20 protein-coding genes and 1 pseudogene are annotated in these 23,906 nt (G+C 70.6%); 10 read left to right on the top strand and 11 right to left on the bottom strand.

Features of this window, described 5'->3' with window-relative positions; genetic code table 11:
* Positions 1–62 precede the first annotated feature (62 nt).
* Positions 63–266 (top strand): hypothetical protein, encoded by a 204-nt coding sequence (locus ACFY5C_RS05225; RefSeq protein WP_389440556.1) that lies wholly within the window; start codon positions 63–65, stop codon positions 264–266.
* A gap of 31 nt (positions 267–297) precedes the next feature.
* Here ACFY5C_RS05225 and ACFY5C_RS05230 read toward each other — a convergent pair whose 3' ends face one another.
* Positions 298–2,301, bottom strand: a complete 2,004-nt coding sequence (locus tag ACFY5C_RS05230) for a flavin monoamine oxidase family protein (protein WP_389440558.1) — start codon at positions 2,299–2,301, stop codon at positions 298–300.
* Between the two features lie 238 nt (positions 2,302–2,539).
* On the opposite strand from ACFY5C_RS05230, the gene ACFY5C_RS05235 reads away from it, so the two are divergent.
* Positions 2,540–4,039 (top strand): family 43 glycosylhydrolase, encoded by a 1,500-nt coding sequence (locus tag ACFY5C_RS05235; protein ID WP_389440560.1) that lies wholly within the window; start codon positions 2,540–2,542, stop codon positions 4,037–4,039.
* A 52-nt stretch (positions 4,040–4,091) separates the two neighbouring features.
* Complete coding sequence (locus ACFY5C_RS05240) at positions 4,092–5,513, top strand: family 43 glycosylhydrolase (protein ID WP_389440727.1); 1,422 nt, start codon at positions 4,092–4,094, stop codon at positions 5,511–5,513.
* Between the two features lie 95 nt (positions 5,514–5,608).
* Here the strand turns inward: ACFY5C_RS05240 and ACFY5C_RS05245 are convergent, their stop codons facing one another.
* Positions 5,609–6,619, bottom strand: a complete 1,011-nt coding sequence (locus ACFY5C_RS05245; RefSeq protein WP_389440563.1) for a DUF2278 family protein — start codon at positions 6,617–6,619, stop codon at positions 5,609–5,611.
* A 184-nt stretch (positions 6,620–6,803) separates the two neighbouring features.
* Here ACFY5C_RS05245 and ACFY5C_RS05250 point away from each other — a divergent pair, with 184 nt between their 5' ends.
* The 3 genes from ACFY5C_RS05250 to ACFY5C_RS05260 are packed head-to-tail and all read left to right on the top strand — an operon-like array spanning position 6,804 to position 9,136.
* Positions 6,804–7,244 (top strand): SRPBCC family protein, encoded by a 441-nt coding sequence (locus ACFY5C_RS05250; protein ID WP_389440565.1) that lies wholly within the window; start codon positions 6,804–6,806, stop codon positions 7,242–7,244.
* Entirely contained in the window at positions 7,241–7,819 is a 579-nt protein-coding gene (locus ACFY5C_RS05255; protein WP_389440567.1) for a class I SAM-dependent methyltransferase, read from the top strand. The genes ACFY5C_RS05250 and ACFY5C_RS05255 overlap by 4 nt, the downstream gene beginning before the upstream one ends.
* 57 nt (positions 7,820–7,876) lie before the next feature.
* Positions 7,877–9,136, top strand: coding sequence for a lanthionine synthetase LanC family protein (locus ACFY5C_RS05260; RefSeq protein ID WP_389440570.1), 1,260 nt, complete (start codon positions 7,877–7,879; stop codon positions 9,134–9,136).
* Between the two features lie 63 nt (positions 9,137–9,199).
* On the opposite strand, the gene ACFY5C_RS05265 is transcribed toward ACFY5C_RS05260, so the two are convergent.
* The 4 genes and pseudogenes from ACFY5C_RS05265 to ACFY5C_RS05280 all read right to left on the bottom strand — a co-directional run bounded on the left by ACFY5C_RS05265 (position 9,200) and on the right by ACFY5C_RS05280 (position 13,008).
* Complete coding sequence (locus ACFY5C_RS05265) at positions 9,200–11,083, bottom strand: LamG-like jellyroll fold domain-containing protein (RefSeq protein WP_389440571.1); 1,884 nt, start codon at positions 11,081–11,083, stop codon at positions 9,200–9,202.
* A gap of 167 nt (positions 11,084–11,250) precedes the next feature.
* Positions 11,251–12,144, bottom strand: a complete 894-nt coding sequence (locus ACFY5C_RS05270) for a S1 family peptidase (RefSeq protein ID WP_389440573.1) — start codon at positions 12,142–12,144, stop codon at positions 11,251–11,253.
* Positions 12,145–12,441: 297 nt separating this feature from the next.
* Positions 12,442–12,777, bottom strand: a pseudogene (locus tag ACFY5C_RS05275) (substrate-binding domain-containing protein); the annotation flags it as partial.
* Positions 12,778–12,831: 54 nt separating this feature from the next.
* A complete protein-coding gene (locus ACFY5C_RS05280) occupies positions 12,832–13,008 on the bottom strand; it encodes a hypothetical protein (protein WP_328878353.1) in 177 nt (58 codons plus the stop codon).
* Positions 13,009–13,177: 169 nt separating this feature from the next.
* Here ACFY5C_RS05280 and ACFY5C_RS05285 point away from each other — a divergent pair, with 169 nt between their 5' ends.
* Together ACFY5C_RS05285 and ACFY5C_RS05290 are read left to right on the top strand one after the other, a co-directional pair.
* Positions 13,178–13,534 (top strand): PRC-barrel domain-containing protein, encoded by a 357-nt coding sequence (locus ACFY5C_RS05285; RefSeq protein WP_389440576.1) that lies wholly within the window; start codon positions 13,178–13,180, stop codon positions 13,532–13,534.
* Between the two features lie 26 nt (positions 13,535–13,560).
* On the top strand, positions 13,561–13,728 hold the full coding sequence (locus ACFY5C_RS05290; RefSeq protein WP_389440579.1) for a hypothetical protein: 168 nt from the start codon (positions 13,561–13,563) through the stop codon (positions 13,726–13,728).
* A gap of 39 nt (positions 13,729–13,767) precedes the next feature.
* Here the strand turns inward: ACFY5C_RS05290 and ACFY5C_RS05295 are convergent, their stop codons facing one another.
* The 5 genes from ACFY5C_RS05295 to ACFY5C_RS05315 all read right to left on the bottom strand — a co-directional run bounded on the left by ACFY5C_RS05295 (position 13,768) and on the right by ACFY5C_RS05315 (position 20,604).
* Positions 13,768–14,919 carry an XdhC family protein gene (locus tag ACFY5C_RS05295; protein WP_389440582.1) on the bottom strand — a complete coding sequence of 384 codons (1,152 nt, stop codon included), beginning with the start codon at positions 14,917–14,919 and terminating at the stop codon, positions 13,768–13,770.
* A 59-nt stretch (positions 14,920–14,978) separates the two neighbouring features.
* Positions 14,979–16,436 carry an NCS2 family permease gene (locus ACFY5C_RS05300; protein ID WP_389440585.1) on the bottom strand — a complete coding sequence of 486 codons (1,458 nt, stop codon included), beginning with the start codon at positions 16,434–16,436 and terminating at the stop codon, positions 14,979–14,981.
* 301 nt (positions 16,437–16,737) lie between these two features.
* Positions 16,738–19,122, bottom strand: coding sequence for a xanthine dehydrogenase family protein molybdopterin-binding subunit (locus tag ACFY5C_RS05305; RefSeq protein ID WP_389440587.1), 2,385 nt, complete (start codon positions 19,120–19,122; stop codon positions 16,738–16,740).
* 4 nt (positions 19,123–19,126) lie between these two features.
* Complete coding sequence (locus ACFY5C_RS05310; RefSeq protein ID WP_328421739.1) at positions 19,127–19,711, bottom strand: (2Fe-2S)-binding protein; 585 nt, start codon at positions 19,709–19,711, stop codon at positions 19,127–19,129.
* Positions 19,711–20,604 (bottom strand): FAD binding domain-containing protein, encoded by an 894-nt coding sequence (locus ACFY5C_RS05315; RefSeq protein WP_389440590.1) that lies wholly within the window; start codon positions 20,602–20,604, stop codon positions 19,711–19,713. The genes ACFY5C_RS05310 and ACFY5C_RS05315 overlap by 1 nt, the downstream gene beginning before the upstream one ends.
* Positions 20,605–20,978: 374 nt before the next feature.
* Between ACFY5C_RS05315 and ACFY5C_RS05320 the strand changes: the two genes are divergently transcribed.
* On the top strand, positions 20,979–22,655 hold the full coding sequence (locus tag ACFY5C_RS05320) for a PucR family transcriptional regulator (RefSeq protein WP_389440592.1): 1,677 nt from the start codon (positions 20,979–20,981) through the stop codon (positions 22,653–22,655).
* Positions 22,656–22,808: 153 nt separating this feature from the next.
* On the top strand, positions 22,809–23,597 hold the full coding sequence (locus ACFY5C_RS05325; protein ID WP_389440594.1) for a hypothetical protein: 789 nt from the start codon (positions 22,809–22,811) through the stop codon (positions 23,595–23,597).
* Positions 23,598–23,906 lie beyond the last annotated feature (309 nt).

The following is a 23,906-nucleotide window of genomic DNA, read 5'->3' on the forward strand; positions in this document are numbered from 1 at the left end:
TCAGGTCTTGCGCGGACGCGGCTCCTTCCGGCCGGCAACTACTCCCGCAGTGCCGTCAGCTGGTGGGAATGCTCCACCGCTCGGGTCTCGTCCAGGGTGGTCAGGGCGAGGACGAGGGCATCGGCGACGACGAGCAGGCCCCGACGGACCGGGTCCTCGGTGCGCCCGAGGACCCGTACACCCGCCTCCTGCCGGCCTCCGTACCGCGGCGGGGCTGGGATCCGGCCGACGCGGTACGGGCCAGGGCCCAGGCGGATGCCGCGTGACCCCACGGGGTCCGCGCGGCCCGGCGGCGTGTCAGTCCGCGTGCGCCTCCAGCGCGGCCCGCACCCCGGATTCGAGGGCGCCCTCGATCCACGACGGCTTCACCGAGGTGTGGTCCCCGGCGAAGTACAGCGGCCCCTCGGCGCTGCGGATGGCCTCCAGCAGCTCCGTGTGCTGGCCGGGCAGGAGGACGGACGCCTCGCCGTACGCGTACGGGTCGCGCAGCCAGCTCTGGGTGCGCCCGGCGCCGGTGTAGAAGACCTCGACGCGCTGGCCGTAGACCTGTTGCAGCCCCCGCAGCGCGTGCGGGTAACGGGCGTCCTCGTCGAGGGAGTCCCAGCGCGAGGCGTCGTCGGCCCAGCTGTAGGAGGCGAGGACGACGCCGCCCTTGCTGCCCTCGATGGGGTGGGACGGGTTGATCATGAAGCGGTTGGAGTTGTCGGAGACCGAGCCGCCGCCGATGATGTGCGCGGCCTCGGGCTGGTCGCGGGTGGCCCAGCGGTTGGCGGCGTAGTGGGCGCGCTGGGCGTCGCTGATGTGGCCGTCCGGGACGGAGGGGTGGGCGCCCAGGAGGCTGCCGTCGGCCGGGGCCTTGCCCTTGCGGTAGTCGTCGTAGAGCCCGGGCCGTACGGCGTCGAGCTCCCGCTCCCAATCGGCCTCGGTGAACTCCCACCAGCGCAGGCCGAATTCGAGCAGCACCTTGGTCGCGCTGTCGTAGTGCAGCTCGCCGACCGCCCGCCGCTTCTTGTACGACATCAGCGGGCTGACCTGCACCTGCCGGAGTCCCGAGAACGGCACCGTGACGATCGCGAGGTCGCCGGTGAACTCCTCGCGCACGACCTTGCCGTCGCGTCCCTCGGAGACGGTGTCGATCCAGACGTGCGGGCCCCCCGCGTGGACGTGGGAGGTGTCGTCGGCGCCGGGCCGGCCGGGGGCCCAGTACTCGATGTGCGTGGCGCGCCGGTCGAGGCGCACAACGTCGGCGACCTCCTTAAGAAGGGCGTCCGGAAGCGTCGCCGTGCCGCCGACCAGCTCCCAGAACGCGGTGTCCGGGCTGATCAGCGACTGACTGATGAAGCTGTGGATGAAGGAGAGCGGCAGCCGTGAGGTGAGGTTCTCCAGGGTGCCGATGAGATCGATGGTCCGCTCGTCGAAGCCCGCCTCCTCGGTCAGGAACCGGTACATCGACCAGTCGCCGTACTTCTGCACGACCCGCGCCCAGCCCTTGACCCGCTCCGGCATCGGCTTGTCGACACGCTTGCCGTCCGGGCCGACCGTGCTGAACTCGTCGCGTACGGGGTCCAGGGCACGGCGCAGGATGGTGCCGGAGGGCGTGTCCCAGTACTCGCGCGGGACGCCGAAGGAACGGTTGATCCTGCGGGGTGACTTCGCGTACGCGGAGCGGCGCACGCGGACGCCGTTGACGTGCAGCCAGGCGTTGTTGACGGGCTTGCCCTCGCCGTCGACGTCGACGAGGTGGAACCGGCGGCGTTTCACGCCGAGTTGGTCGATCAGGGTCATCACCAGCGGATGGCTGCCGGGGATGCGCATGGCGCCGGCCTCCGCGTACTGGGCCGGGTCGGCGAACGCCTGGGCCGCCTGCTCGTGGCCGCCGGTGCGGAACGTCTTGATGCGGCCGCCGACGCGGTTGCCGTTGGCCTCGACGAGCGTGACCCGGTGTCCGGCTCGCTTGAGCAGCCAGGCGGCGACGAGACCGGCCGGTCCGGCACCGATGACGAGGATTCTCTTGGCCGCCTTCGTCTTCGCGCGCGGCAGCCCGGAGTCGAGGATCCTCCGGTACCCCGGGACGAGCGGCTTGTCGTGTTCGTCGACGACCAGCAGGGCGCGTGCGACGGCCAGACAGGTGTCCCAGTCGGCGGTGGATCGCGCTCGCCCGGGGGCTTGTTGGGGAACGGCGGGCGCGGCGGCGGCCGCGGTCGGGGCCAACGCGGCCAGGGCGGCCGTCGTGGTGGTCCCGGCCGTGAACTGCCGTCGGGAGAGGGGAGTTGAACCGACAGGCGCGCGGTGATTGTCCATATGCACTGGATACGGGGGCAGTTGACCGACCGGTAGCGCATCGGTCGGTTCATCACCTGAACGGGCAAGCGCATCGCCGGCCGGCCGCGCCGAGCGTGCGTCCGCACGCGGGTTTGTGAAGCGTGGACGACGAAACCGTTGACGGGGACATGGCCCACTTCTATCTTCTGACCCAATCACGATCGGAATCACGAACTTCGTTCGAAATTACGGACAGGGACGGTCTCGTATGCCTCGGATGTCACGCACGCCTGCCAGGAAACGCCGCAGATCACTCATCCTGTGCGTGATCGCCGCGTTGCTGGCCCTGGTGACGACCACGCAACCGGCGTCCGCGGCGGACGGCCGCCCGTTCACGAACCCGCTGAAGTCGTTCAAGGGCGCCGATCCCTGGCTGCAGTACCACGACGGCAACTACTACCTGATCACCACGACGTTCACCGGCATCCTCGGCATCCGCAAGTCGCCGACACTCGCGGGTCTGGCCACCGCGCCGAATGTGCAGGTGTGGTCGGACACCACGTCGACCCGCAACACCAACATCTGGGCGCCTGAGATGCATCTCTTCAACGGGCGCTGGTACGTGTACTACTCGGCCGGGCAGGGCGGTGTGGCGTGCTGCGACTCGCAGCGCACGCATGTGCTGGAGAGCGCCGGTACGGACCCGATGGGCCCGTACACGTACAAGGGCTCGCTGACCGGCTCCAACCTCACGCCGGGCGGCTGGCTGATCGACGCGAGTGTGCTGCAGGTCGGCAGCAAGCTGTACCTGGTCGGCAGCGGCTTCATCAACGGCAGTACGCAGAGCCTGGTCATCGCGCCGCTCAGCAACCCGTACACCCTGGCGAGCAACACCTTCACGATCATCTCCAGCCCGACCCTGGACTGGGAGCGGTCCGGCATCCCCGTCAACGAGGCCCCGGAACCGCTCTACCACAACGGCCGCACCTTCCTCACGTACTCGGCCAGCTACTGCAACACCGCCGACTACAAGCTCGGCCAACTGGAGCTGACCGGCTCGGATCCGCTGAACCCCGCCTCCTGGACGAAGAAGCAGACGCCGGTCTTCCAGCGCAATGACGCGAACGGCGCCTACGGTCCCGGCCACAACGGCTTCTTCACCTCACCCGACGGCACCGAGAACTGGATCGTCTACCACGCCAACTCCTCGTCCGGCGGCGGCTGCGGCAACGGCCGCACCACCCGCGCCCAGGAGTTCACCTGGAACGCCGACGGCACCCCGGACTTCGGCACCCCCGTCGCCCTCGGCACCACGCTGCCCGGCCCGTCCGGCGAGACGGCCGCGACGCCGACGTCGTACACCCTCGTCAACCGCAACAGCGGCAAGTGCCTGGACGTGAACGGCGGGAACACCGCCGACGGCACCGACATCTTCCAGTGGACCTGCACCGGCGGGGCCAACCAGAAGTGGAAGGTCGAGGACCTCGGCGACGACACCAACCGTCTGGTCAACGTCGCCACCGGCAAGGTGATGGACGTCGCCGACTGCTCCGCCTCCGACGGCGCCGACATCCGGCAGTGGTCCTGGCTGAACAACAAGTGCCAGCGCTACCGGCTGGTGTTCACGGCGACCGGCGACCACGTCCGGATCGTCAACGAGTCCACCGGCAAGGTCGCCGATGTCGCCGACTGCTCCGCCGCGAACGGCGCGGACGTACGGCAGTGGACCTGGTTGAACAACAACTGCCAGCAGTGGCGCCTCGTCCCCACCACCTGATCACCCGCACTTCTGGAGAACTCCCTTGAGACGCATAGCCGTACGGCTGCTCATGGCCGTCCTCGTCGCCCTGGCGGCCTGCCTCACCGGACCCGCCCCGGCCGCCCGGGCGGCCGTACCCGACTCCCCCGCCGTGACCTACACCAACCCGATCGCGGAGAAGCGGGCCGACCCGCACATCTTCAAACACACCGACGGCTACTACTACTTCACCGCGACCGTCCCCGAGTACGACCGCATCGTGCTGCGCCGCGCGACGACCATCCAGGGCCTGTCCACGGCTGCGGAGGTCACCATCTGGACCAAGCACTCCAGCGGCGTGATGGGCGCGCACATCTGGGCGCCGGAGATCCACTTCATCGACGGCAAGTGGTACGTCTACTTCGCGGCCGGCGCCACCAACGACGTGTGGGCGATCCGGATGTACGTCCTGGAGGGCACCGGCGCCAACCCGCTGACCGCCGCCTGGGCGGAGAAGGGGCAGATCAAGACCCAGTGGGAGAGCTTCTCCCTGGACGCCACGACCTTCGTGGTGGGCGGCGTGCGCTATCTGGCCTGGGCGCAGCGCGACCCGTCCGTGAACAACAACACGAACGTCTACCTCGCGAGGATGGCCAACCCCTGGACCATCACCGGCACTCCGGTGATGCTGTCGCGGCCCACCTACTCCTGGGAGACCGTCGGCTACAAGGTCAACGAGGGTCCGGCGGTGATCCAGCACGGCGGCAAGGTCTTCATGTCGTACTCGGCGAGCGCCACCGACAGCAACTACTGCCTGGGGCTGCTGTCCGCCTCCGCGAGCGCCGACCTGCTCAACGCGGCGAACTGGAGCAAGAGTTCCACGCCGGTGTTCACGAGCAATGCCGCCACCAGCCAGTACGGGCCGGGCCACAACTCCTTCACCGTCTCCGAGGACGGCAAGAGCGACGTCCTCGTCTACCACGACCGCAGCTACAAGGACATCACCGGCGATCCCCTCAACGACCCCAACCGCCGCACCCGCGTCCAGAAGCTGTACTGGAAGGCCGACGGCACCCCGTACTTCGGCATCCCGGTGGCCGACGGCGTCACGCCGCAGCGCTTGTCGTCGTACAACTTCCCGGACCGGTTCGTCCGGCACTGGGAGTACCGCGCCCGCATCGAGGCCGGCGTCTCCCCGCTCGCGGACTCGCAGTTCCGCGCGGTCACCGGCCTGACCGGCGGCGGCACGGTGTCGCTGGAGTCGGCGAACTTCCCCGGGTACTACCTGCGGCACAAGAACTTCGAGGTGTGGCTGGAGAAGAACGACGGCACGACGCAGTTCGCGTCCGACGCCAGCTTCCACAAGCGGGCCGGGCTGTCCGACGCGGCGGGAGTCTCGTACGAGTCGTACAACTTCGCCGGGCGCTATGTGCGGCACCACGACTACCTGCTGGTGGTCCAGGCGCCGAGCACGGCGACGGACCGGGCGGACGCCACGTTCTACGCCCAGTAAGACCGCAGGAAGGCGCAGTTCAGAGCCTGTAAGCGTCAGTGGTGTCCGTGACCGTGCCGCAGGTGGTCGCGCCGGGGAAGACCGAACGGTCGTACTCAGAAGACGACCGACCACCCCTCCTGCTCCGCCTGCTCGGCGGTGTACGCAACTCCGTCCACTTTCCGCCTCTTGGCGTCGAGGAGACTGATCTCGCCGCCGTGGTTGCCGAGTTGGGCACCGCCGCTGAGGCGGACGGTGAGGCAGGCGCCGGGGGCGAGCGGTCCCTGCGGCACGGCGGACAGCCGGCCCAGCCGGTCCTGGAGGTGCCAGCCGGTGAGGTCGACCGGGGCGGGCGAGGCGTTGAGGAGGGTCACGGTCTCGGCCTCGGGGGCGGGCCCGCGCGGGTTGACGAGGGCGGCGACGATACGGACGGGCCGGGTGCCCGGGACGGGGCGTGAACCGTCGACGTCCTCGATGGCGTGGCCGGTCACGTCGTCCGTCTTCCAGGACTGGCTCTGGAAGGCCAGGAAGATCCCCACCCACCGGGACTGCGCCGGGAAGTGGATGAGCAGCCCGCCGTCCTGCCAGACGCCGTCGTCGTCGCGGAAGCGGCTGCTGTTGCCCTGGTTCATGTGGATGTCGTGGACGCCGTTGCCGGGCAGGAAGCCGAAGACCTTGTCCCTGACCCTGGCCTCGGGCCCCCAGCGCTCGCCGAACAGATGCACGCGGGCCTCCTGGTCGGCGACCGCGCGGCGCACGGAGTGATCGAGGAGGTCGGCGAGGTCGTTGTCGGGACCTTCGAGCTCCGGGGGCAGCTTCCGCATCAGGGACGGGTCGAAGAGGTTGCCGCGCACGAAGTCGAGGTTCGGACCGCCGGGCCCGGGCGGCAGGGTGTTCCAGCCGCTCCCCAGCCCCTCCAGACGGGCCGTGATCGGGTGCCGGAAGTCCTCGGCGACGAAGTAGAGCAGCTCGGAGGGCTGCTGCTGGGACAGGACGTTGACGGCGGCGCGGTACTGCGTGCCGTGATCGTCGGTGAGGTGGATCTGGTAGTGCGGCGTGTCGTCGGCGCCTTCGCGCCGGGTGTCGACCGCTCGTCCGATCAGTACGCCGTAGGTCTTCAGTGGCATGACAACCAACTCCCCCGGGAGGCGGACGGATTGCCCGCCTTTGGGTGGCAGCGTAGGGCGCGGGCGGCGCGGCCGAAGCCGAGTTCACCTCGTGTACGCCCGCCCGCCGACGTCCGGCTGGACCGACTGCACGACCCGTGTACGACTGCACCGATGACCAGCTCCGATTCCCTAAGATCGTTCCGTGGCGAACTTTCTCCTCGAACGCACGGTTCCGCTCCCCCTCGACGAGGCGTGGCGCCGCCTGACGGAGTGGCCCCGCCATGCCGCGGCCGTCCCGCTGACCCGCATCCGGGTCACCCCGCCCGCCCCGACCCGTGAGGGCACACTCGTCATCGCCCGCTCCGGTCTCGGCCCGCTCTCCTTCGACGACCCGATGGAGGTCACGGTGTGGCAGCCCCCGGGGGACGACTCGCCGGGCTTCTGCCGGCTGGAGAAACGGGGCAGGGTGATCACGGGATGGGCCGAGATCGAGGTGCGGCCCGGGCCGGGCGGGCGGGCGCGGGTGGTGTGGCGGGAGGAGGTGCGGGTGCGGTTCCTGCCGGGGATCGCCGACGGTGTACTGGGGCGCACGGCGAGGTACGTGTTCGGGCGTGCGGTGAACCGGCTCCTGAGGCAGGCATGACGCCCGTCGAACGGGCGCGCTGGGAGGCCCACTTCGCGCGAGGACGCGGCTTCCGAGGCGTCACGGAGCGGGAACTGCGGCTGCTCGACGAGGCGGTACGGCCGCGCGCCGGCGTCCGGGCCCTGGACATCGGCTGCGGGCTCGGCACCTACGCCGCCGCGCTTGCCGGCCTCGGCTACGACACGCTCGCAGTCGACTGGGCGGATGCGGCGGTGGCGGCGACCCGTGACCGGTACGCGGATCTGGAGCCCCGACTGCGCGTGCTCCGGGTGGACTTCGAGGACGGGGCCGAGGTCGGGGCGAAGCTGCCCCGGGCCCGGTTCGACCTGGTGACGATGCGGCTGGTCCTGGCCTTCATGGCCGACATGAGGGCGGTTGCGGACCGCGTGCGGGGACTGCTGGCGCCGGGCGGGGTGTGGGTGGTGACGACGCCGCTGGCGGAGCGGTTGCCGGTGGAGCGGCGGCACATCGGGGTGACGGCGCAGGACGTGGCGGTCGTGACGGAGGGGTGGGGCCGCGGTGAGTGGTACGACCTCGACGCGGGCGGGATGCGCTGTTTCGTGCTGCGTGTCTGAGTCCCGCGAAGCGGACGTGCGCGAATGGGTGCCATCAAGGAGAGGGAGGCAACGGACATGACGCCGGACGAGGTCGAGGCGCTGGCCGCGGAGGGTCTGCGGTGGCTGCTGTCGGCCGCGCGTGACACCGGGGACGGCCGCGGCCTCGTATGGCCGACCAGGCCCTCCGACGACGAGCTCAACCCGATGCTCTACAGCGGCACGGCCGGAGTCGTCCCGGTTCTCCTGGAAGCGTGGCGGCACTTCGGCGACGACTCCTACGCGGACACCGCCGTGCGCGCGGCCCGAGGACTGGCGGACTCCGTCGAGGGCTGGGAGGACGACTCCCTGTACTTCGGCCGCACCGGAATGGCCCTCGCGCTGCGTGCCGTCCACGACGACCTGGGCGACACGGCCGCCGGCACCGCCGCGGACCGGGCCCTGGAGTTGGTGCGCTCCCGCTTCGACGGGACCCGCTGGGGCGAGCTGTTCGAGCTGATGGGCGGCAATGCCGGGATCGGCCTGGGCGCACTGCTGGCAGGACAGGAGGATCTCGCCGTCCGGGCGGTGGAGCCGTACGCCCGCACGGCCGAGCGGACTCCCGCCGGGGTCAACTGGCAGCACCGGCCCGGCGCACCCGGCCGTATGCACCACATCTCGCACGGCACGCTCGGCATCGTGTACGGCCTGGCCGCTGTCGGCCACGCGACCGGCCGCAAGGACCTGGTCGAGCTCGCGCTGGCCGGTGCCGCGGATGTCGTCTCGCGCGACGAGGGCGGCCCCGAAGGCTTTCTCGTCCCGCACTCCGACCCGCACCACCGCCCCGACGTGGTCGAGCGCCACAACTACGGCTGGTGCCACGGCCCCACCGGCGACGCCCAGGTATTCCGCCTGCTGCGGGACCTGTCCCCCGACGCTGCCTGGCCGGCCCTCGCCGACCGCTGCTGGCACACCGTCACACACTCCGGCCTGCCGAACCGGCTGCGCCCCGGTTTCTGGGACAACAACGGCCGCTGCTGCGGCACGGCGGGCGTACTCGCCCTGGCGGTCGACCGCATCGCCGAGCAGGACGACTCCCCCGACTTCGCCCAGCGCCTCGTCACCGACCTCGCCGCCCACGCCACCCGCGACGCCGACGGCGCCCGCTGGTCCAACATCGAGCACCGGGCCACCCCGAGCGGTCTCGAACCGGAGCCGGGGTGGGCGATGGGCAACGCGGGCGTCGTGCGCGAACTGCTGCGCTTCGCACGGGTCGTACGGGGAGGCGAGCCGGACTACGCGTTCACGTGGCCGGACCAGCCGACGGTGCGGCGCTCGCGTCAGGCCGACATGGCCTAGGACCAGTTGCGCATCGGACCGACGCTCACGGCCTCTGCCGTCACTTATTCGTGCGCACGTCACTCACCCGAAGGGCGTCAGGAAGTCGCGTGTGGACAGTGCCCGGTTCACGATGCGGGTGTCGCCGATCCATCCGTAGAAGCCCTGCCCGAACTTCTCGTCGAACTGGGTCGCGCCGATGACGAAGGGCTTGCCGAGCGTGGTGATGCCGGTCGACGGCTGTGCCGGGTTGCGGGCGATCTTCGAGCCGTCGACGTACATCACCGTGCGCCGGCCGTCGTTGACGAGCGCGATGTGCATCCAGCGCCCGACCGGCACGGCGTGGCTCCAGGACGTGGGGTCGGCGTCCTGGACGTGGGGGTAGACGACGAACTGGAGGAATCTCTCCGGAGACAGGTTGAGGCTGCAGGTGGGCTCCAGCGGGGACCAGCCCGTGGTCTTGCCGGCGTCGCCGTTGCGGCCCTCCCAGCTCAGGATGCCCATCCAGCTGTGGTCGCCCTCGAAGGGCTCGGGCAGCATGATGTGCGTCTCGATGGTGTAACCCCGGGTGAACTTCACGCTGTTGACGGGAGCACCCGCGGCGGTCGTGAGGACGGCGCCGCGGTCCGGGCCCTTTGCGCCGTCGAAGCGGAGGCTGGCGTGCGCCGGCTGGCCCGGGTGGTGGTCGGCGGACCACGTGAGGGCATCCGGTCCGCTCGAGTGCAGCCGGCTCACCGTCAGATCGTTGCCGTTGCCGGTGAGGTCGCGTACGAGCGCTCCGTCGGCCACGGGGGCACCGGGCGTACCGGCGGCGGTCGTCCCGGAGGCGTCGAAGCGCCAGTAGGCGACCGTGCCCCGGGGCATGACGGCGGTAGCCGGACGCGGCTTCGGCGCGGGGACCGGCGCGAAACCCCTGAAACGCTCGTCGAAGTCGATGCTGAGGCTGAACCGGTCGGTGGGGCCGGTCAGTTCGATCGTCTCGGCCTCCAGCGGTGAACGCCGCTCGGGGTCACGGGCGAGGAACCACGGTGAGAAGGTCTCGACGTCGATGACCCCACGCACCAGGTCGAAGCCGTAGAGGCGGATCATGCCGGCGCCGCCGTAGTAGCGGTCCTGGTAGTTGGTGATGTGGACGTGGACATCGTTGTCGGCGTCGTTGGTCACAACGGTGCGCCCCGGCGGCCAGTAGTGGCCGCCCAGCGCCAGGAAGATCTGGTCGTTGCCACGGATGAGACCGTCCCACAGCCGCTTGCCGTTGTCCGACAGCTGCGCCGCGCCGTCGTCGCCCGACCAGGCGAGGTCGTGCGTGGTGAGTACGGCGGGCAGCGTGGGATGGGTGTCGAGCACTCCCTGCGCCCACCGCAGCCCTTTGTCCGACACCCGCCAGTCGAGGGCGAGCACCAGCCACTCGCGGTCCGCCGCGCGCAGCACGTGGTAGCTGTTGTAGCCGTCGGGGGACGCACCGCGGAAGGTCGGCATGGACGCGTAGCGCTCGGGGCCGAACGCCGCGAGATAGGCGGAATCGCCGCGCTGGTCGTCCGTGGACGAGCGGATGTCGTGATTCCCCGCCAGGACGCTGTACGGCACCTTGCCGTGGATGCCCCGGAAGGTGTCGGCGGCGAGTTCGATCTCCTCCTCGGTGCCGTGCTCCGTGACATCGCCGAGGTGCGTCATGAAGGCGACGTTCGCCTCCTCCCGCTCGGCGACGAGATATTGGAACGTGGCCCGCAGCGGCGCTGGATCGGAACTGTCGGCATCGAAGAGATACTGAGTGTCGGGAAGCACGGCCAGCGCGAACCGTGGACTCTGCGCGTCGAACCGGGCCCGACCGCTGCTTACGGTCGTCGAGTCGGCCTGTGCCGGGCCCGCGCCGGCCGCCGTGACCACCGCGCCGGCCGCGGGTATCACCACCGCGGCCTGCAAAAGCGCCCGTCTGTCCAGCCGGCTGTGGTGCTCTGCTGTGCTCATCTGCCCTCCGGGTCACGAACGTTGACGTAGGAAGGCACAGTGCTGACCGGCTGTGGCCACGCGATGGCAACAGCCGGAACGGCGGACCCACATAGGGCGAATGACCGCTCGTGGGACAGCAGGGCACCGGGGGGCGACGTCGCTACCGAGAAGCGTGTCGCGTGTCGTCAGTAGACGGACAGACCGTAGGCGCTCAGCACTTCCTGGATCGGCTGGTAGTAAGTGGTCCCTCCCGTGGCGCAGTTGCCGGAGCCGCCGGAGAGGATGCCGATGACCTTGTCGCCGGCGTAGAGAGGACCTCCGCTGTCACCTGGTTCGGCGCAGATGTTGGTCTGGATCAGCCCGTTGACGATGTCGCCGCCGCCGTAGTTCACGGACGCGTTGAGGGCGGTGACCACGCCGCACCGGACTCCCGTCGTCGCGCCCCGGGTGCAGACGCGTTGGCCGACGTAGGCGGACGCGGTCCCGGTCACGTCGACCGTTCCGATGGTGCCGGGGTGCGGTACGGCCGGGTTGGTGTAACGGACGACCCCGAAGTCGTTGCCGGGGAAGCTGCTGCCGGTGGTGGGGCCGACGGCCGTGTCCATGGCGGCGCCGGTGTACCAGGTGGGCAGGTCCGCGGTGCAGTGTCCGGCGGTGACGAAGTAGTACGTGGACCCGCTCTGCACGTTGACGCCCGCCGTGCAGCGCCGGCCGCCGGCGTAGATGCCGTCGCCGCCGGACAGGAGCGTGCGCAGCCGGCCGTCGAGCCGTTCGAGCGTGACCGCACCGGCGAACCGGCCGACGGCGTGGCGGAGTCGGGCGAACTCGGTGTCCGTGACCGTCGAGTCGGCGAGGACGCGCAACTTCCCGCTCCGCTCGTCCACGGCCCACGCCGTCCCGTCGATCCCCAGTGATGTGACGGCCGAGGCCGGGCCGGGCACCGAGGACGGCGTGGGCGGCTGCGCAGCGGACGCTGCCGCCGCGCTGGTGCCGGACACCGTGACGGCGGCCAGTGCGAGCAAACTCAGTACGCAGGCGATCAGTTGTGAGCGTCTGTTGGTTGTACGGCGTGCTGTCATCCCGAATCTCCCCGAGGACGGTCGGTCGGTTTCGGGCACGCCCGACCGTGACCGGGCGTGCCGGGCTTGCATGCCGTGGTGCTGGTGCCGTGCGGGATGCGAAGACGAGCCCGAGCGCCGTCATGTTTCGCCTGCGACGCCGGGCGGAGGCGAACCAGCGCTCATTGTGCCCGGACGCCTGTGGCGGGGGTAGGGCGTGTTCAGCCGTGGGGGCCGGTGTGGCTCGGCCGACGCAGCGGCCCTCGAACTGCTACGCATCACCCTCGTCGGCCTACGCCCCGGCCCTCCCGGTCAGGATCACTTCCGCCGAGAGCCCGGAGGCAGCACCCCACCGAGACCCTCCGTGCTTTCGCGCAGCACCGGACGATGCGCCACCACGAGGTCCTGAGGTGACCGCACCCCGGCTGAGATGGCGTCTGCCGAGGCGGACCCGGTGGCCTCGTCCATCCGGTGTTGCAGGAGTTCGACGGCGACCTGGGCCACCGCGGCCCTGTCGGGGGCCACGGTGCTCAGGGTGGGCACGCCGAAGCGTCCGGCCTGGACGTCGTCGAAGCCGACGACGGTGACCTCCCCGGGGACGCGAACGCCGTGCTCGTGCGGGGCGCGCAGCGCACCCAGCGCCAAGTGGTCGTTGCCTCAGGTCAGAGCCGCGTGTACATCGATGTAAATGGGTCGGCTCGGTTCCGCTCAGCGGCGGCGGCCCCGCGCCGCCCAGCCGCTGCCGATCCCCGCGACATGCAGGGCGAGACACGTGAGCCCGATCAGCATGACGTTGGTGGACGTGAAGACGTCGTTGGTGGATATGTCCGCCGCGTTGATGAGAAAGGCGATGAAGAACAGGACCGCCGCAATGATGCCCAGCACGGTGTGCCTCCTTGAGGAAGGGGAATCGACCGATGGTGCCGTCTCTCGCGTATGCCCCCGGCCGAACGCCTCACGCACCGCGGCCCTGCGCGCTGCCCTGCCGGCCGCGTCGTGCAGAGAGGGCGAAAGGGGGTACGCGGCCGGAAGGGACGACGAGCGGAGGGTCGCGATGTTCGAGGCCGGTGACATCCGGGAGTGGCGCGGCCACGACGTGGTCGACGACAGCGCACGCAAGATCGGCAAACTGGAGTCGATCTATGTGGACACCGCCACCGACGCGCCGTCATTCGCAACCGTCACGGTCGGCATGCCGACTCGGCACCGCCTGGTCTTCGTTCCCCTCGCCGGAGCGACGGTCGGCCCTGGATACCTGAAGGTCGCCTACACGAAGACCCTGGTCAAGGATGCGCCGTCCATCGACATCGACGGGGTCCTGCCGGCCGGGGACGAAGGAGCGGTCTTCGCGCACTACGAGCTGGCGTACCAGCCGGGCGCGGACGGCGAGCGCCGGCTGGCGCGCCGCTGACGACAACGACCACCCAGGAGGCGGCCATGGCACTGTTCTTGTTCCTGCTTCTTGTGGCGGTGGTGCTCGGCTTCATCGGAGTGCTCGCCGAAGGTCTGATCTACCTGCTGATCATCGGGGTGCTCGTGGCGATCGCCGACATCCTCTACGTCGGGATGAAGCTCCGGCGAAGCGGCAGGCGCCCGCTTCGATAGGCCTCGCGGTCCGCGCGCGGCCGAGTGCTGCGCCGGCCCTCACGCCACGGACCCGATCCGCCCCGCCGGTGACGATGTCGCGTCGTGGTGGATCGGGGTGTGGGCGCCGGTGAGGGAAACCCCGCTGCCGCCGCGCCGGTTGGCGACGATCTCCGAGGCGATCGACAGGGCCGTCTCCTCCGGCGTACGGGCGCCGAGGTCCAGTCCGATGGGGGACCTGAGCCGCGCGAGCTCCAGTTCGCTGACGCCGACCTCCCTGAGCCGCTCGTTGCGGTCCAGGTGGGTGCGGCGGGAGCCCATGGCGCCGACGTACGCCACCGGCAGGCGCAGGGCGAGCTGGAGCAGGGGTACGTCGAACTTGGCGTCGTGGGTGAGGACGCACAGGACCGTCCGGGCGTCGACGGACGTCCGCTCCAGGTACGCGTGCGGCCACTCGGTGACGATCTCGTCGGCCTCCGGGAAGCGGGCCTTCGTCGCGAAGACCGGGCGGGCGTCGCACACGGTCACGTGGTAGTTCAGGAACTTGCCGATGCGCACGAGCGCCGACGCGAAGTCGATGGCACCGAAGACGATCATCCGGGGCGCCGGGACCGAGGATTCGACCAGCACCGTGAGGGGGGCGCCGCAGCGCGAGCCCTGTTCGCCGATCTCCAGGGTGCCGGTGCGGCCCGCGTCGAGGAACGCGCCCGCCTCCGCCGCGACCGTACGGTCCAGTTCGGGGTGGGCGCCGAAGCCGCCGTCATAGGAGCCGTCGGGGCCGACGAGAAGGGCGCGGCCCCTGAGCTCGTCCGGGCCCGACACGATCCGTGCCACCGCCGCCGCCTCCCCGCTCGCGGCCGCCCGCAGCGCGGACGCGAGGACGGAGCGGTCCGGGTCCCCGGCGCGTACCGGCGTGACCAGGATGTCGATGATGCCTCCGCAGGTCAGACCGACCGCGAAGGCGTCGTCGTCGCTGTAGCCGAAGCGCTCCAGGACGGTCTCGCCGTCCTCGAGCGCCTGTTGGCACAGCTCGTAGACCGCGCCCTCCACACAACCGCCGGACACCGAGCCGATCGCCGTGCCGTCGGCGTCCACCGCGAGCGCGGCGCCGGGCTGGCGGGGAGCGCTGCCGCCTACGGCCACCACGGTGGCCACGGCGAAGTCGCGTCCCTGCTCGACCCACCGGTGCAACTCCTCGGCGATGTCCAACATCTCTCGGTCTCCTTGACAGCGGTTGTGCGGAGGGCGGTTCACACTGACCGGCGCACCGGCTAGTGCACGCCCATCCAGCTCTCAATGGGATTGAGGGCGAAATAGACGATGAAGATGCCTGTCAGGGCCCACATGAACGCCCCGATCTCCCGCGCCTTGCCCTGAGCGATCTTGATGGCGACGTAGGAGATGACGCCGGCCGCGACACCGGCCGTGATCGAGTACGTGAACGGCATGATCACGACGGTGAGGAACACCGGGATCGCGGTGGCCCGGTCGGACCAGTCCACGTGCCGTGCGTTCATCATCATCATGGCGCCGATGACCACCAGGGCCGCCGCCGCCACCTCGCCCGGCACGATCGCGGTGAGCGGGGTGAAGAACAGGCAGGCGGCGAAGAACAGGCCGGTGACGACCGAGGAGAGACCCGTACGGGCACCCTCGCCCACGCCGGTCGCCGACTCGACGAACACGGTCTGGCCCGACGCCCCCGAGACGCCGCCGATCGCGCCGCCGGCGCCGTCGATGAACAGCGCCTTGGACAGGCCCGGCATCCGGCCCTTGTCGTCGGCGAGCTTGGCCTCGGTGCCGACGCCGATGATCGTCGCCATCGCGTCGAAGAACCCGGCGAGCACGAGCGTGAACACGATCATGCCGACGGTCATCGCGCCGACCTCGCCCCAGCCGCCGAACTCGACGTTGCCGAAGATCGAGAAGTCCGGCATGGACACCGCGCTGCCGTGCAGTTCGGGAGCGCCGCTGGCCCACTGCTTGGGGTCGATGACGTCGAAGGCGTTGAGGACCACGGCGAGCACGGTGCCGCCGAGGATGCCGATCAGGATGGCGCCGGGGATGCCGCGCGCCTGGAGCATGAAGATCGCGAGCAGCGTGACCGCGAAGAGCAGTACGGGCCAGCCGGCCAGTTCGCCGGCGGGGCCGAGGGTGACCGGGGTCGCCTCGCCCTGGTGCACGAAGCCGGCCTTGTAGAAGCCGATCAGGGCGACGAACAGGCCGATGCCCATGGTGATCGCGTGCTTCAGCGCGAGTGGAATCGCGTTCATGATCATCTCGCGCAGGCCGGTGACGACCAGCAGCATGATGACCACGCCGTACATCACACACATGCCCATGGCCTGCGGCCAGGTCATCTGCGGGGCGACCTGCGAGGCGAGCACGCCGGAGACGGACAGGCCCGCGGCGAGGGCGAGCGGCACCTTGCCGAAGAAGCCCATCAGCAACGTGGTGAGGGCCGCCGCGAACGCGGTCGCGGTGATCAGCGCCTTCTGGGCGAGCATGTCCCCTGCCGCGTCCTTGCCGGACAGGATCAGCGGGTTGAGCAGGAGGATGTACGCCATCGCCATGAAGGTCGTGACGCCGCCGCGCACCTCTTGCGCGACCGTGGATTTCCGGTGGGATATGTGGAAGTACCGGTCGAGCCAGGACCGTCCGGCCGGGACGCGGGTGCCTTCTCCCGCGTCTTCGGCTGTGGTCGCCGGCTCCAGTGACTGCTGGGTCATGTGGGCCTACTCCCAAGGTTCAAAGGGGCACCCGCACGTCGACCGCCCTGACGGTCGACCAACCACGCATGTGGCTGCGGGATTTGGGAAGGTGCTTCGGCCGCACGACCCGGGGGACGGCCCGAGACGAACGATCAGGATGCAGCTGTGGTGCTGTACTGCTGTGGTGCTGGTACTGCTGATGTGTCAAGTTCCGCGAGCGGTGCGGTACTTGGTTCCTCCGGGCGGCGCGGCGAAGTGTGACGTTCCCGGCGCCGCCCGGAGAGCCTTGCTGGATTCCTCGCGGATTCCTCGCTGATCCCTACGCCGTACCGGTGAGGTGTTCCGGCCGTACCGGCGTGCGGTTCAGCTCCAGCCCCGTCGCGTTCCGGATCGCCGCGAGGACGGCCGGGGTCGACGACAGGGTGGGGGCCTCGCCGATGCCCCGCAGCCCGTACGGGGCGTGGTCGTCGGCGAGTTCGAGCACGTCGACGGGGATGGTCGGCGTGTCGAGGATCGTGGGGATGAGGTAGTCCGTGAAGGAGGGGTTGCGCACCTTCGCGGTCTTGGGGTCGACGATGATCTCCTCCATGACCGCCACGCCGAGACCCTGGGTCGTACCGCCCTGGATCTGGCCGATGACGGACAGCGGGTTGAGCGCCTTGCCGACGTCCTGGGCGCAGGCCAGCTCGATCACCTTCACCAGGCCGAGCTCGGTGTCCACCTCGACGACGGCGCGGTGCGCGGCGAAGGAGTACTGGACGTGGCCGTTGCCCTGGCCGGTGCGCAGGTCGAAGGCCTCGGTCGGACGGTGCCGCCACTCGGCCTCGACCTCGACGGCCTCGCCTTCCAGGACGTCCACCAGGTCGCCGAGGACCTCGCCGCCGTCGGTGACGACCTTGCCGCCCTCGAGAAGCAGCTCGGCGGTGGCCCAGGCGGGGTGGTAGGAGCCGAACTTGCGGCGCCCGATCTCCAGGACCTTCTCCCGAACGAGCTCGCAGGAGTTCTTCACGGCGCCGCCGGTGACGTACGTCTGCCGGGAGGCCGAGGTCGAACCCGCCGAGCCCACCTGCGTGTCCGCCGGGTGGATCGTCACCTGCGTGACGCCCAGCTCGGTGCGGGCGATCTGCGCGTGGACGGTGACACCGCCCTGGCCGACCTCCGCCATCGCGGTGTGCACGGTGGCCACCGGCTCGCCGCCGATGACCTCCATGCGCACCTTGGCGGTGGAGTAGTCGTCGAAGCCCTCGGAGAAGCCGACGTTCTTGATGCCGACCGCGTAGCCGACACCGCGTACGACGCCTTCACCGTGCGTGGTGTTGGACAGACCGCCCGGCAGCTGCCGTACGTCCGCGCCCTCGCTGGACTCCCACTGACGCTCCGGCGGCATGGGCATCGCCTTGACGCGGCGCAGGAGTTCGGCGACCGGCGCCGGGGAGTCGACCGGCTGCCCGGTCGGCATGATGGTCCCCTGCTCCATGGCGTTGAGCTGCCGGAACTTGATCGGGTCCATGCCCAGCTGCTTGGCCACCTTGTCCATCTGCGCCTCGTACGCGAAGCACGCCTGGACCGCACCGAAGCCGCGCATGGCGCCGCAGGGCGGGTTGTTGGTGTAGAGCGCGATGGCCTCGATGTCGACGTCGTCGACCACGTACGGGCCGATCGCCAGCGACGAGGCGTTGCCGACGACCGCAGGGGAGGCGGAGGCGTACGCGCCGCCGTCCAGCACGATCCGGCACTTCACGTGGGTGAGCTTGCCGTCCTTGGTGGCGCCGTGCTCGTAGTAGAGCTTGGCGGGGTGGCGGTGAACGTGCCCGAAGAAGGACTCGAAGCGGTTGTAGACGATCTTGACCGGCTTGCCGGTGCGCATCGCCAGCAGACAGGCGTGGATCTGCATCGACAGGTCCTCGCGGCCGCCGAAAGCGCCGCCGACGCCGGACAGCGTCATCCGGACCTTGCGCTCGGGCAGGCCGAGGACCGGGGCGATCTGCTTCAGGTCGCTGTGCAGCCACTGGGTGGCGATGTAGAGGTGGACGCCGCCGTCCTCGTCCGGCACGGCCAGGCCGGACTCCGGGCCGAGGAAGGCCTGGTCCTGCATTCCGAAGGTGTACTCGCCCTTGACGACGACGTCCGCCTGCTCGGCGGCCGCCGCCGCGTCACCGCGGAAGATCGGCTGGCGGTGCACGATGTTCGGATGCGGGACGTGACCGATGTGGTGGTCGTCGCGGCCCTCGTGGATGAGGATCGCGTCCGGGGCGGTCGCGGAGGCCTCGTCGGTGATGACGGGCAGCTCGCGGTAGTCGACCTTGATCTTGGCGGCGGCGCGGCGGGCCGTCTCCGGGTGGTCGGCGGCGACGATCGCGACCGGCTCACCGTGGTGGCGTACCTTGCCGTGCGCGAGGACCGGGGTGTCCTGGATCTCCAGGCCGTAGTTCTTCACCTCGGTCGGCAGGTCGTCGTAGGTCATGACGGCGTAGACGCCCGCCATGGCCAGCGCCTCGCTGGTGTCGATGGACACGATCTCGGCGTGCGCGACGGTCGAGCGGAGGATCTGCCCCCAGAGCATGTCCTCGTGCCACATGTCGGACGAGTACGCGAACTCGCCGGTGACCTTGAGGGTGCCGTCCGGGCGCAGCGTCGACTCACCGATGCCGCCCTTGGTCTGTGAACCCTGGGTGATCTTGGTGGGAGCGCCGTTGGTGGGCATGTGCTCAGACCGCCTCTCCCTGCCGGGCGGCCGCGAGGCGGACCGCGTCCATGATCTTCTCGTAGCCCGTGCACCGGCACAGGTTGCCCGACAGCGCCTCGCGGATGTCCGCGTCGCTGGGGTTCGGGTTGTTCTCCAGCATCTCGTCGGCGGCGACCAGCAGACCGGGCGTGCAGAAGCCGCACTGGACGGCGCCGGCGTCGATGAAGGCCTGCTGGATCGGGGAGAGCTCGGTGCCCTCACCGGTCTGCGAGTCCTGCCCCTTGGCGGCCCACTGCTGGGCGTCCTGGAGCGACGTACCGCAGGCGCCGGTCGCGCAACCACCGTGCTCGGCACGCTGCTTGGCGAAGTCGGCGAGCCCCTCGACGGTGACGACCTCACGGCCCTCGACCTGACCGGCGGCGACCAGACACGAACACACCGGCACACCGTCCAGCCGGACGGTGCAGGATCCGCACTCGCCCTGCTCACAGGCATTCTTGGAACCCGGCAGACCGAGCCGCTCCCTCAGCACGTACAGCAGGGACTCGCCCTCCCACACGTCGTCGGCTTCCTGCGGACGTCCATTGACAGTGAAGTTGACGCGCATCAGGCGACTCCCTCCGTGCGGGCGGCGGTGCCGCGGTACGACTCCCAGGTCCAGGTCAGCGTGCGACGGGCCATGACTCCGACCGCGTGGCGGCGGTAGCTCGCGGTGCCCCGGACGTCGTCGATCGGGTTGCAGGCGCCGGAGCACAGCTCCGCGAACTGCTTGGCGACCGACGGGGTGATGATCTTGCCGTTGTCCCAGAAGCCGCCCTCTTCGAGGGCCGCGTTCAGGAATTCCTCGGCGGCCTTGGCCCGCACGGGTGTCGGGGCGGCCGAGCCGATCCCGGTGCGCACAGTCCGCGTCTCGGGGTGCAGCGCGAGCCCGAAGGCGCACACGGCGATGACCATGGCGTTACGGGTGCCCACCTTGGAGTACTGCTGGGGCCCGTCGGCCTTCTTGATGTGCACGGCCCGGATCAGCTCGTCGGCGGCCAGTGCGTTGCGCTTGACGCCCGTGTAGAACTCGTCGATCGGGATGAGTCGGGTGCCGCGCTCGGCGGACTCGACCTCGACCTCGGCGCCTGCCGCGAGGAGGGCGGGGTGGGCGTCGCCGGCCGGGGAGGCGGTACCGAGGTTGCCGCCGACGCCGCCGCGGTTGCGGATCTGCGGGGAGGCGACCGTGTGCGAGGCGAGGGCGAGGCCGGGCAGCTCGGCGCGCATGTCCTCCATGATCCTGGTGTACGGGACGGAGGCGCCGAGCCGCACGCTGTCCTCGCCGACCTCCCACTCGGTGAGGTCGCCGATGCGGTTCAGGTCGAGGAGGTACTCGGGCCGGCGGTGGTCGAAGTTGATCTCGACCATCACATCGGTGCCACCCGCAATCGGCACAGCGGTGGGGTGCTCGGCCTTCGCGGCGAGCGCCTCCTCCCAGCTGGCGGGGCGAAGGAAGTCCATGACCGGCTCTCTTCTACGTCTCGTGGGTCGTACGGTTTGAGCCAGATCAGGTGCGGCGGGCCCGGCTCGTTCATGTGCTGTTAACGCGGATTGACGTCAGTACACAGCGCCGTGCTCCACCGCGGTCAGTCACGGAAACCATGAAGGAGTTGGCTGGCCAGGGCGGGCATCTTGTAGATTCGTATGAACGGGGGTCACCAGTAACCTCCACGTTTTCCTCTGGAAACAGCGGGCACAGGCTTGTGACCTGGGACACCGTCCGAAAGACGACGAGCACCGCCCCCGGCGCCGCTCATCGGCCCGCCGACCGGGCCCCACCCACAGACCATCAAGATCCATCGTAGATTTCGAGACAAAGAACGGCGGCGACGAGAATGCGGCTGCGCGCACTGCTGGACACCGACGCGCTGGGCCTCAAGCTGCTCGGCGGCGAGGACGAGCTGGACCGCACCGTGCGCGGCGTGATGACCACCGACCTCAGGGATCCCAGCCGCTATCTCTCCGGCGGCGAGCTGGTGCTCACGGGACTGGCGTGGCGCCGCAACGCCGCGGACTCCGAGCCTTTCGTCCGCATCCTGGCCCAGGCCGGCGTGGCGGCGCTGGGGGCCGGTGAGGCCGAGCTCGGCGACATCCCCGACGACCTGGTGCTGGCCTGCGCCCGGCACCGCCTGCCGCTCTTCGCGGTGCACGAGTCGGTGGCGTTCGCGACGATCACCGAGCATGTCGTACGGCAGGTCAGCGGCGAGCGGGCCGGGGATCTCGCGGCCGTGGTCGACCGGCACCGCCGGATGATGACCTCGGGCCCCGCGGGCGGCGGCCCGGACGTGGTCCTCGACCTCCTCGGCTCGGACCTGGACCTGCAGGCCTGGGTGCTGTCGCCGGCGGGGCGGCTCATCGCGGGCTCGAAGGTCGGGGGTCCGGCGCTGCCCGCCGACGTGTGCGCGAAGCTGGCGGCGGAGCACCTTTCGGCCGCCCGCACGGGCCGCCGCGGCCCGCACCGGATGACCCTCGGCACCACCCTGTACTCGCTCTTCCCGATCCGCAGCAGCGGCCGCTCCGCGGCGCAGGCGGCGCGGGACGTGCGCGAGACGGTCCTGTCGGACTGGCTGCTGGCCGTGGAGGCGGACGCGAGCGACTGGCCCGAGGAACGGCTCGACCTGCTCCAGGGCGTCACCCAGCTGATCGCGGTGGAACGGGACCGCAGGGACGCGGCACGCACGGTCCGCCGCCGCCTCGCACAGGAGGTCCTCGAACTGGTCCAGACGGGTGCGGCGCCCGCCGAGATCGCCGCGCGCCTGCGGGTCGCGGCACCGGTGCTGCTGCCGGGCCTGGGAGCGGCCCCGCACTGGCAGGTCGTGGTGGCACGGGTCGAATGGGAGGGCAGCGACATCGAGGCCGGCCCGACCGCCCAGTCCCTCCTGGAGGAGATCCTGGTCGACCCGCACGCGACCGGCCCCGAGCCGTCCGACCGCATAGCCGTGGCCCACACGGGCGACGAGGCCATCGCCCTGGTCCCCCTCCCTGCGGTCTCCGCGGAGCACGACGGCTCGGAGGCCGGCATCCTCGCCGACGCGCTCCTGGACTCGGTCCGCGACCCGCTCTCCGCCGGACTGGACGACGACGGCCGGGTCACCCTCGGCGTCAGCGCGGCCGTGCACTCGGCGGAGGGCCTGCGCGGGGCCCTGGAGGAGGCCCGCCACGCCCGCAGGGTGGCGGCGGCGCGCCCCGGGAGGGTCTGCGCGGCCGGTCACCAGGAGCTGGCGTCCCACGTCCTCCTGCTCCCGTTCGTCCCGGACGACGTACGCCGAGCCTTCACGGCCCGCCTCCTCGACCCTCTGCGCGACTACGACCGCCGCCACCGTGCGGAGCTGATTCCCACCCTCGAGGCCTTCCTCGACTGCGACGGCTCCTGGACCCGCTGCGCGACCCGTCTCCACCTGCACGTCAACACACTGCGCTACCGAGTGGGCAGGATCGAGCAGTTGACGAGCCGGGACCTCTCCCGGCTGGAGGACAAGCTGGATTTCTTCTTGGCATTGCGGATGAGTTGAGCTCACCCCGGCCCTCCGCCGGATGGCACCAAGTGCCGCCGCTGTCCCACGACTTTGTGAAATCCTTCACCCACCCTCTTGGCCGGGCACGCGGATTCGTGCTGAGATGCCGCCACCACTCAACAGCTCAATGGTGTGCTCGGGGAGGGCAAGGTGGCGTATACCGCCATGTCTGGTAACGGAACGACCGCCGGTGACGATCCACTCCAGACCGCGGTATGGCGGCTGCGCTCACGCGCCTGCTGGGCGGACGCGGCGGCCCTGCTACAGCCGGTCACCGCGCAGGCCGCGCTCCAGCGGGCGGCGCTGCTGGTGGAGCGCTGTCTCTACACCGAGCAGGGCTGGGAGGAGGCCGAGGACGCGCTCCGTACGGCCGAGGCGCTCGCTCACAGTGACGACGAGCGGGGCGCCGCCGCTTGTGAACGCGGGCAACTTGCCTACGCGGCGACGCTGCACTCAGTGCGCGACCGGGCCGACGAGGCGCGGGCCGCGTTGGGGCGGGCTGCGGCGCTGATCCCTCCGGGGGTGGCGGGGAGGGCGCTGCTGGACTTCCGCCGCGGTCTGCTGGCGGAGAACCTCGCACGCTCGCCGCAGGCGGCCCGGGCCGCGTACCGCCGGGCGCATGCGGGTGCGACGGCCCATGCCGATCCGCTCCTTCTCTCCTTCACGTGGCGCCACCTGGCCGGACTCGCTCTGCGCGAGGGGGAGTTGGCGGAGGCGCGGCACGGGTTCGCCGAATCCCTGCGGATCCGCGAGGAGCTGGGCTATCTGGTGGGTACGGCTCCCGCGCTGGCGTCGCTGGCCGACACGGAGACCGAGCCGGAAGCGACGCGGCTGCGGGAGGAGGCGCGACGTCTCTTCCGCCTCCTGGGCGGCGTGCCCACGTGGCTCGCCGGTCAGCTGTCCCCAACGCCCCCGGCCGCGGACGCCGCGACGGCGTGACCCCTCAGTTCCCTCGCCCCCGCCGCCCCTACCCGTCCCATCCTTGAAGGGGCTCCGCCCCTTCGACCCCGCCGGGGGGCTGCGCCCCCTGGACCCCCATCGGCCTGAACGGCCTCGTCCTCAAACGCCGGACGGGCTGAATGATCCTGGCCGGCACTTGAAAATGACCGGTGAAGCGGCCGTGGTGGTGGGCGCACCCCTTCGACCCCGCAGTCGCCCACGGCGGCAAGGGGACGTGCCGGGGGGTGTCCGCCCGCAGTGGCCGGCGTCAACACGCGGCCCCTCCTGGCTTAAGGCGACCGCCGGTCC

Origin of the sequence: Streptomyces sp. NPDC012935 (assembly GCF_042900345.1) — a bacterium.
In the GTDB taxonomy this organism is placed as follows: domain Bacteria; phylum Actinomycetota; class Actinomycetes; order Streptomycetales; family Streptomycetaceae; genus Streptomyces.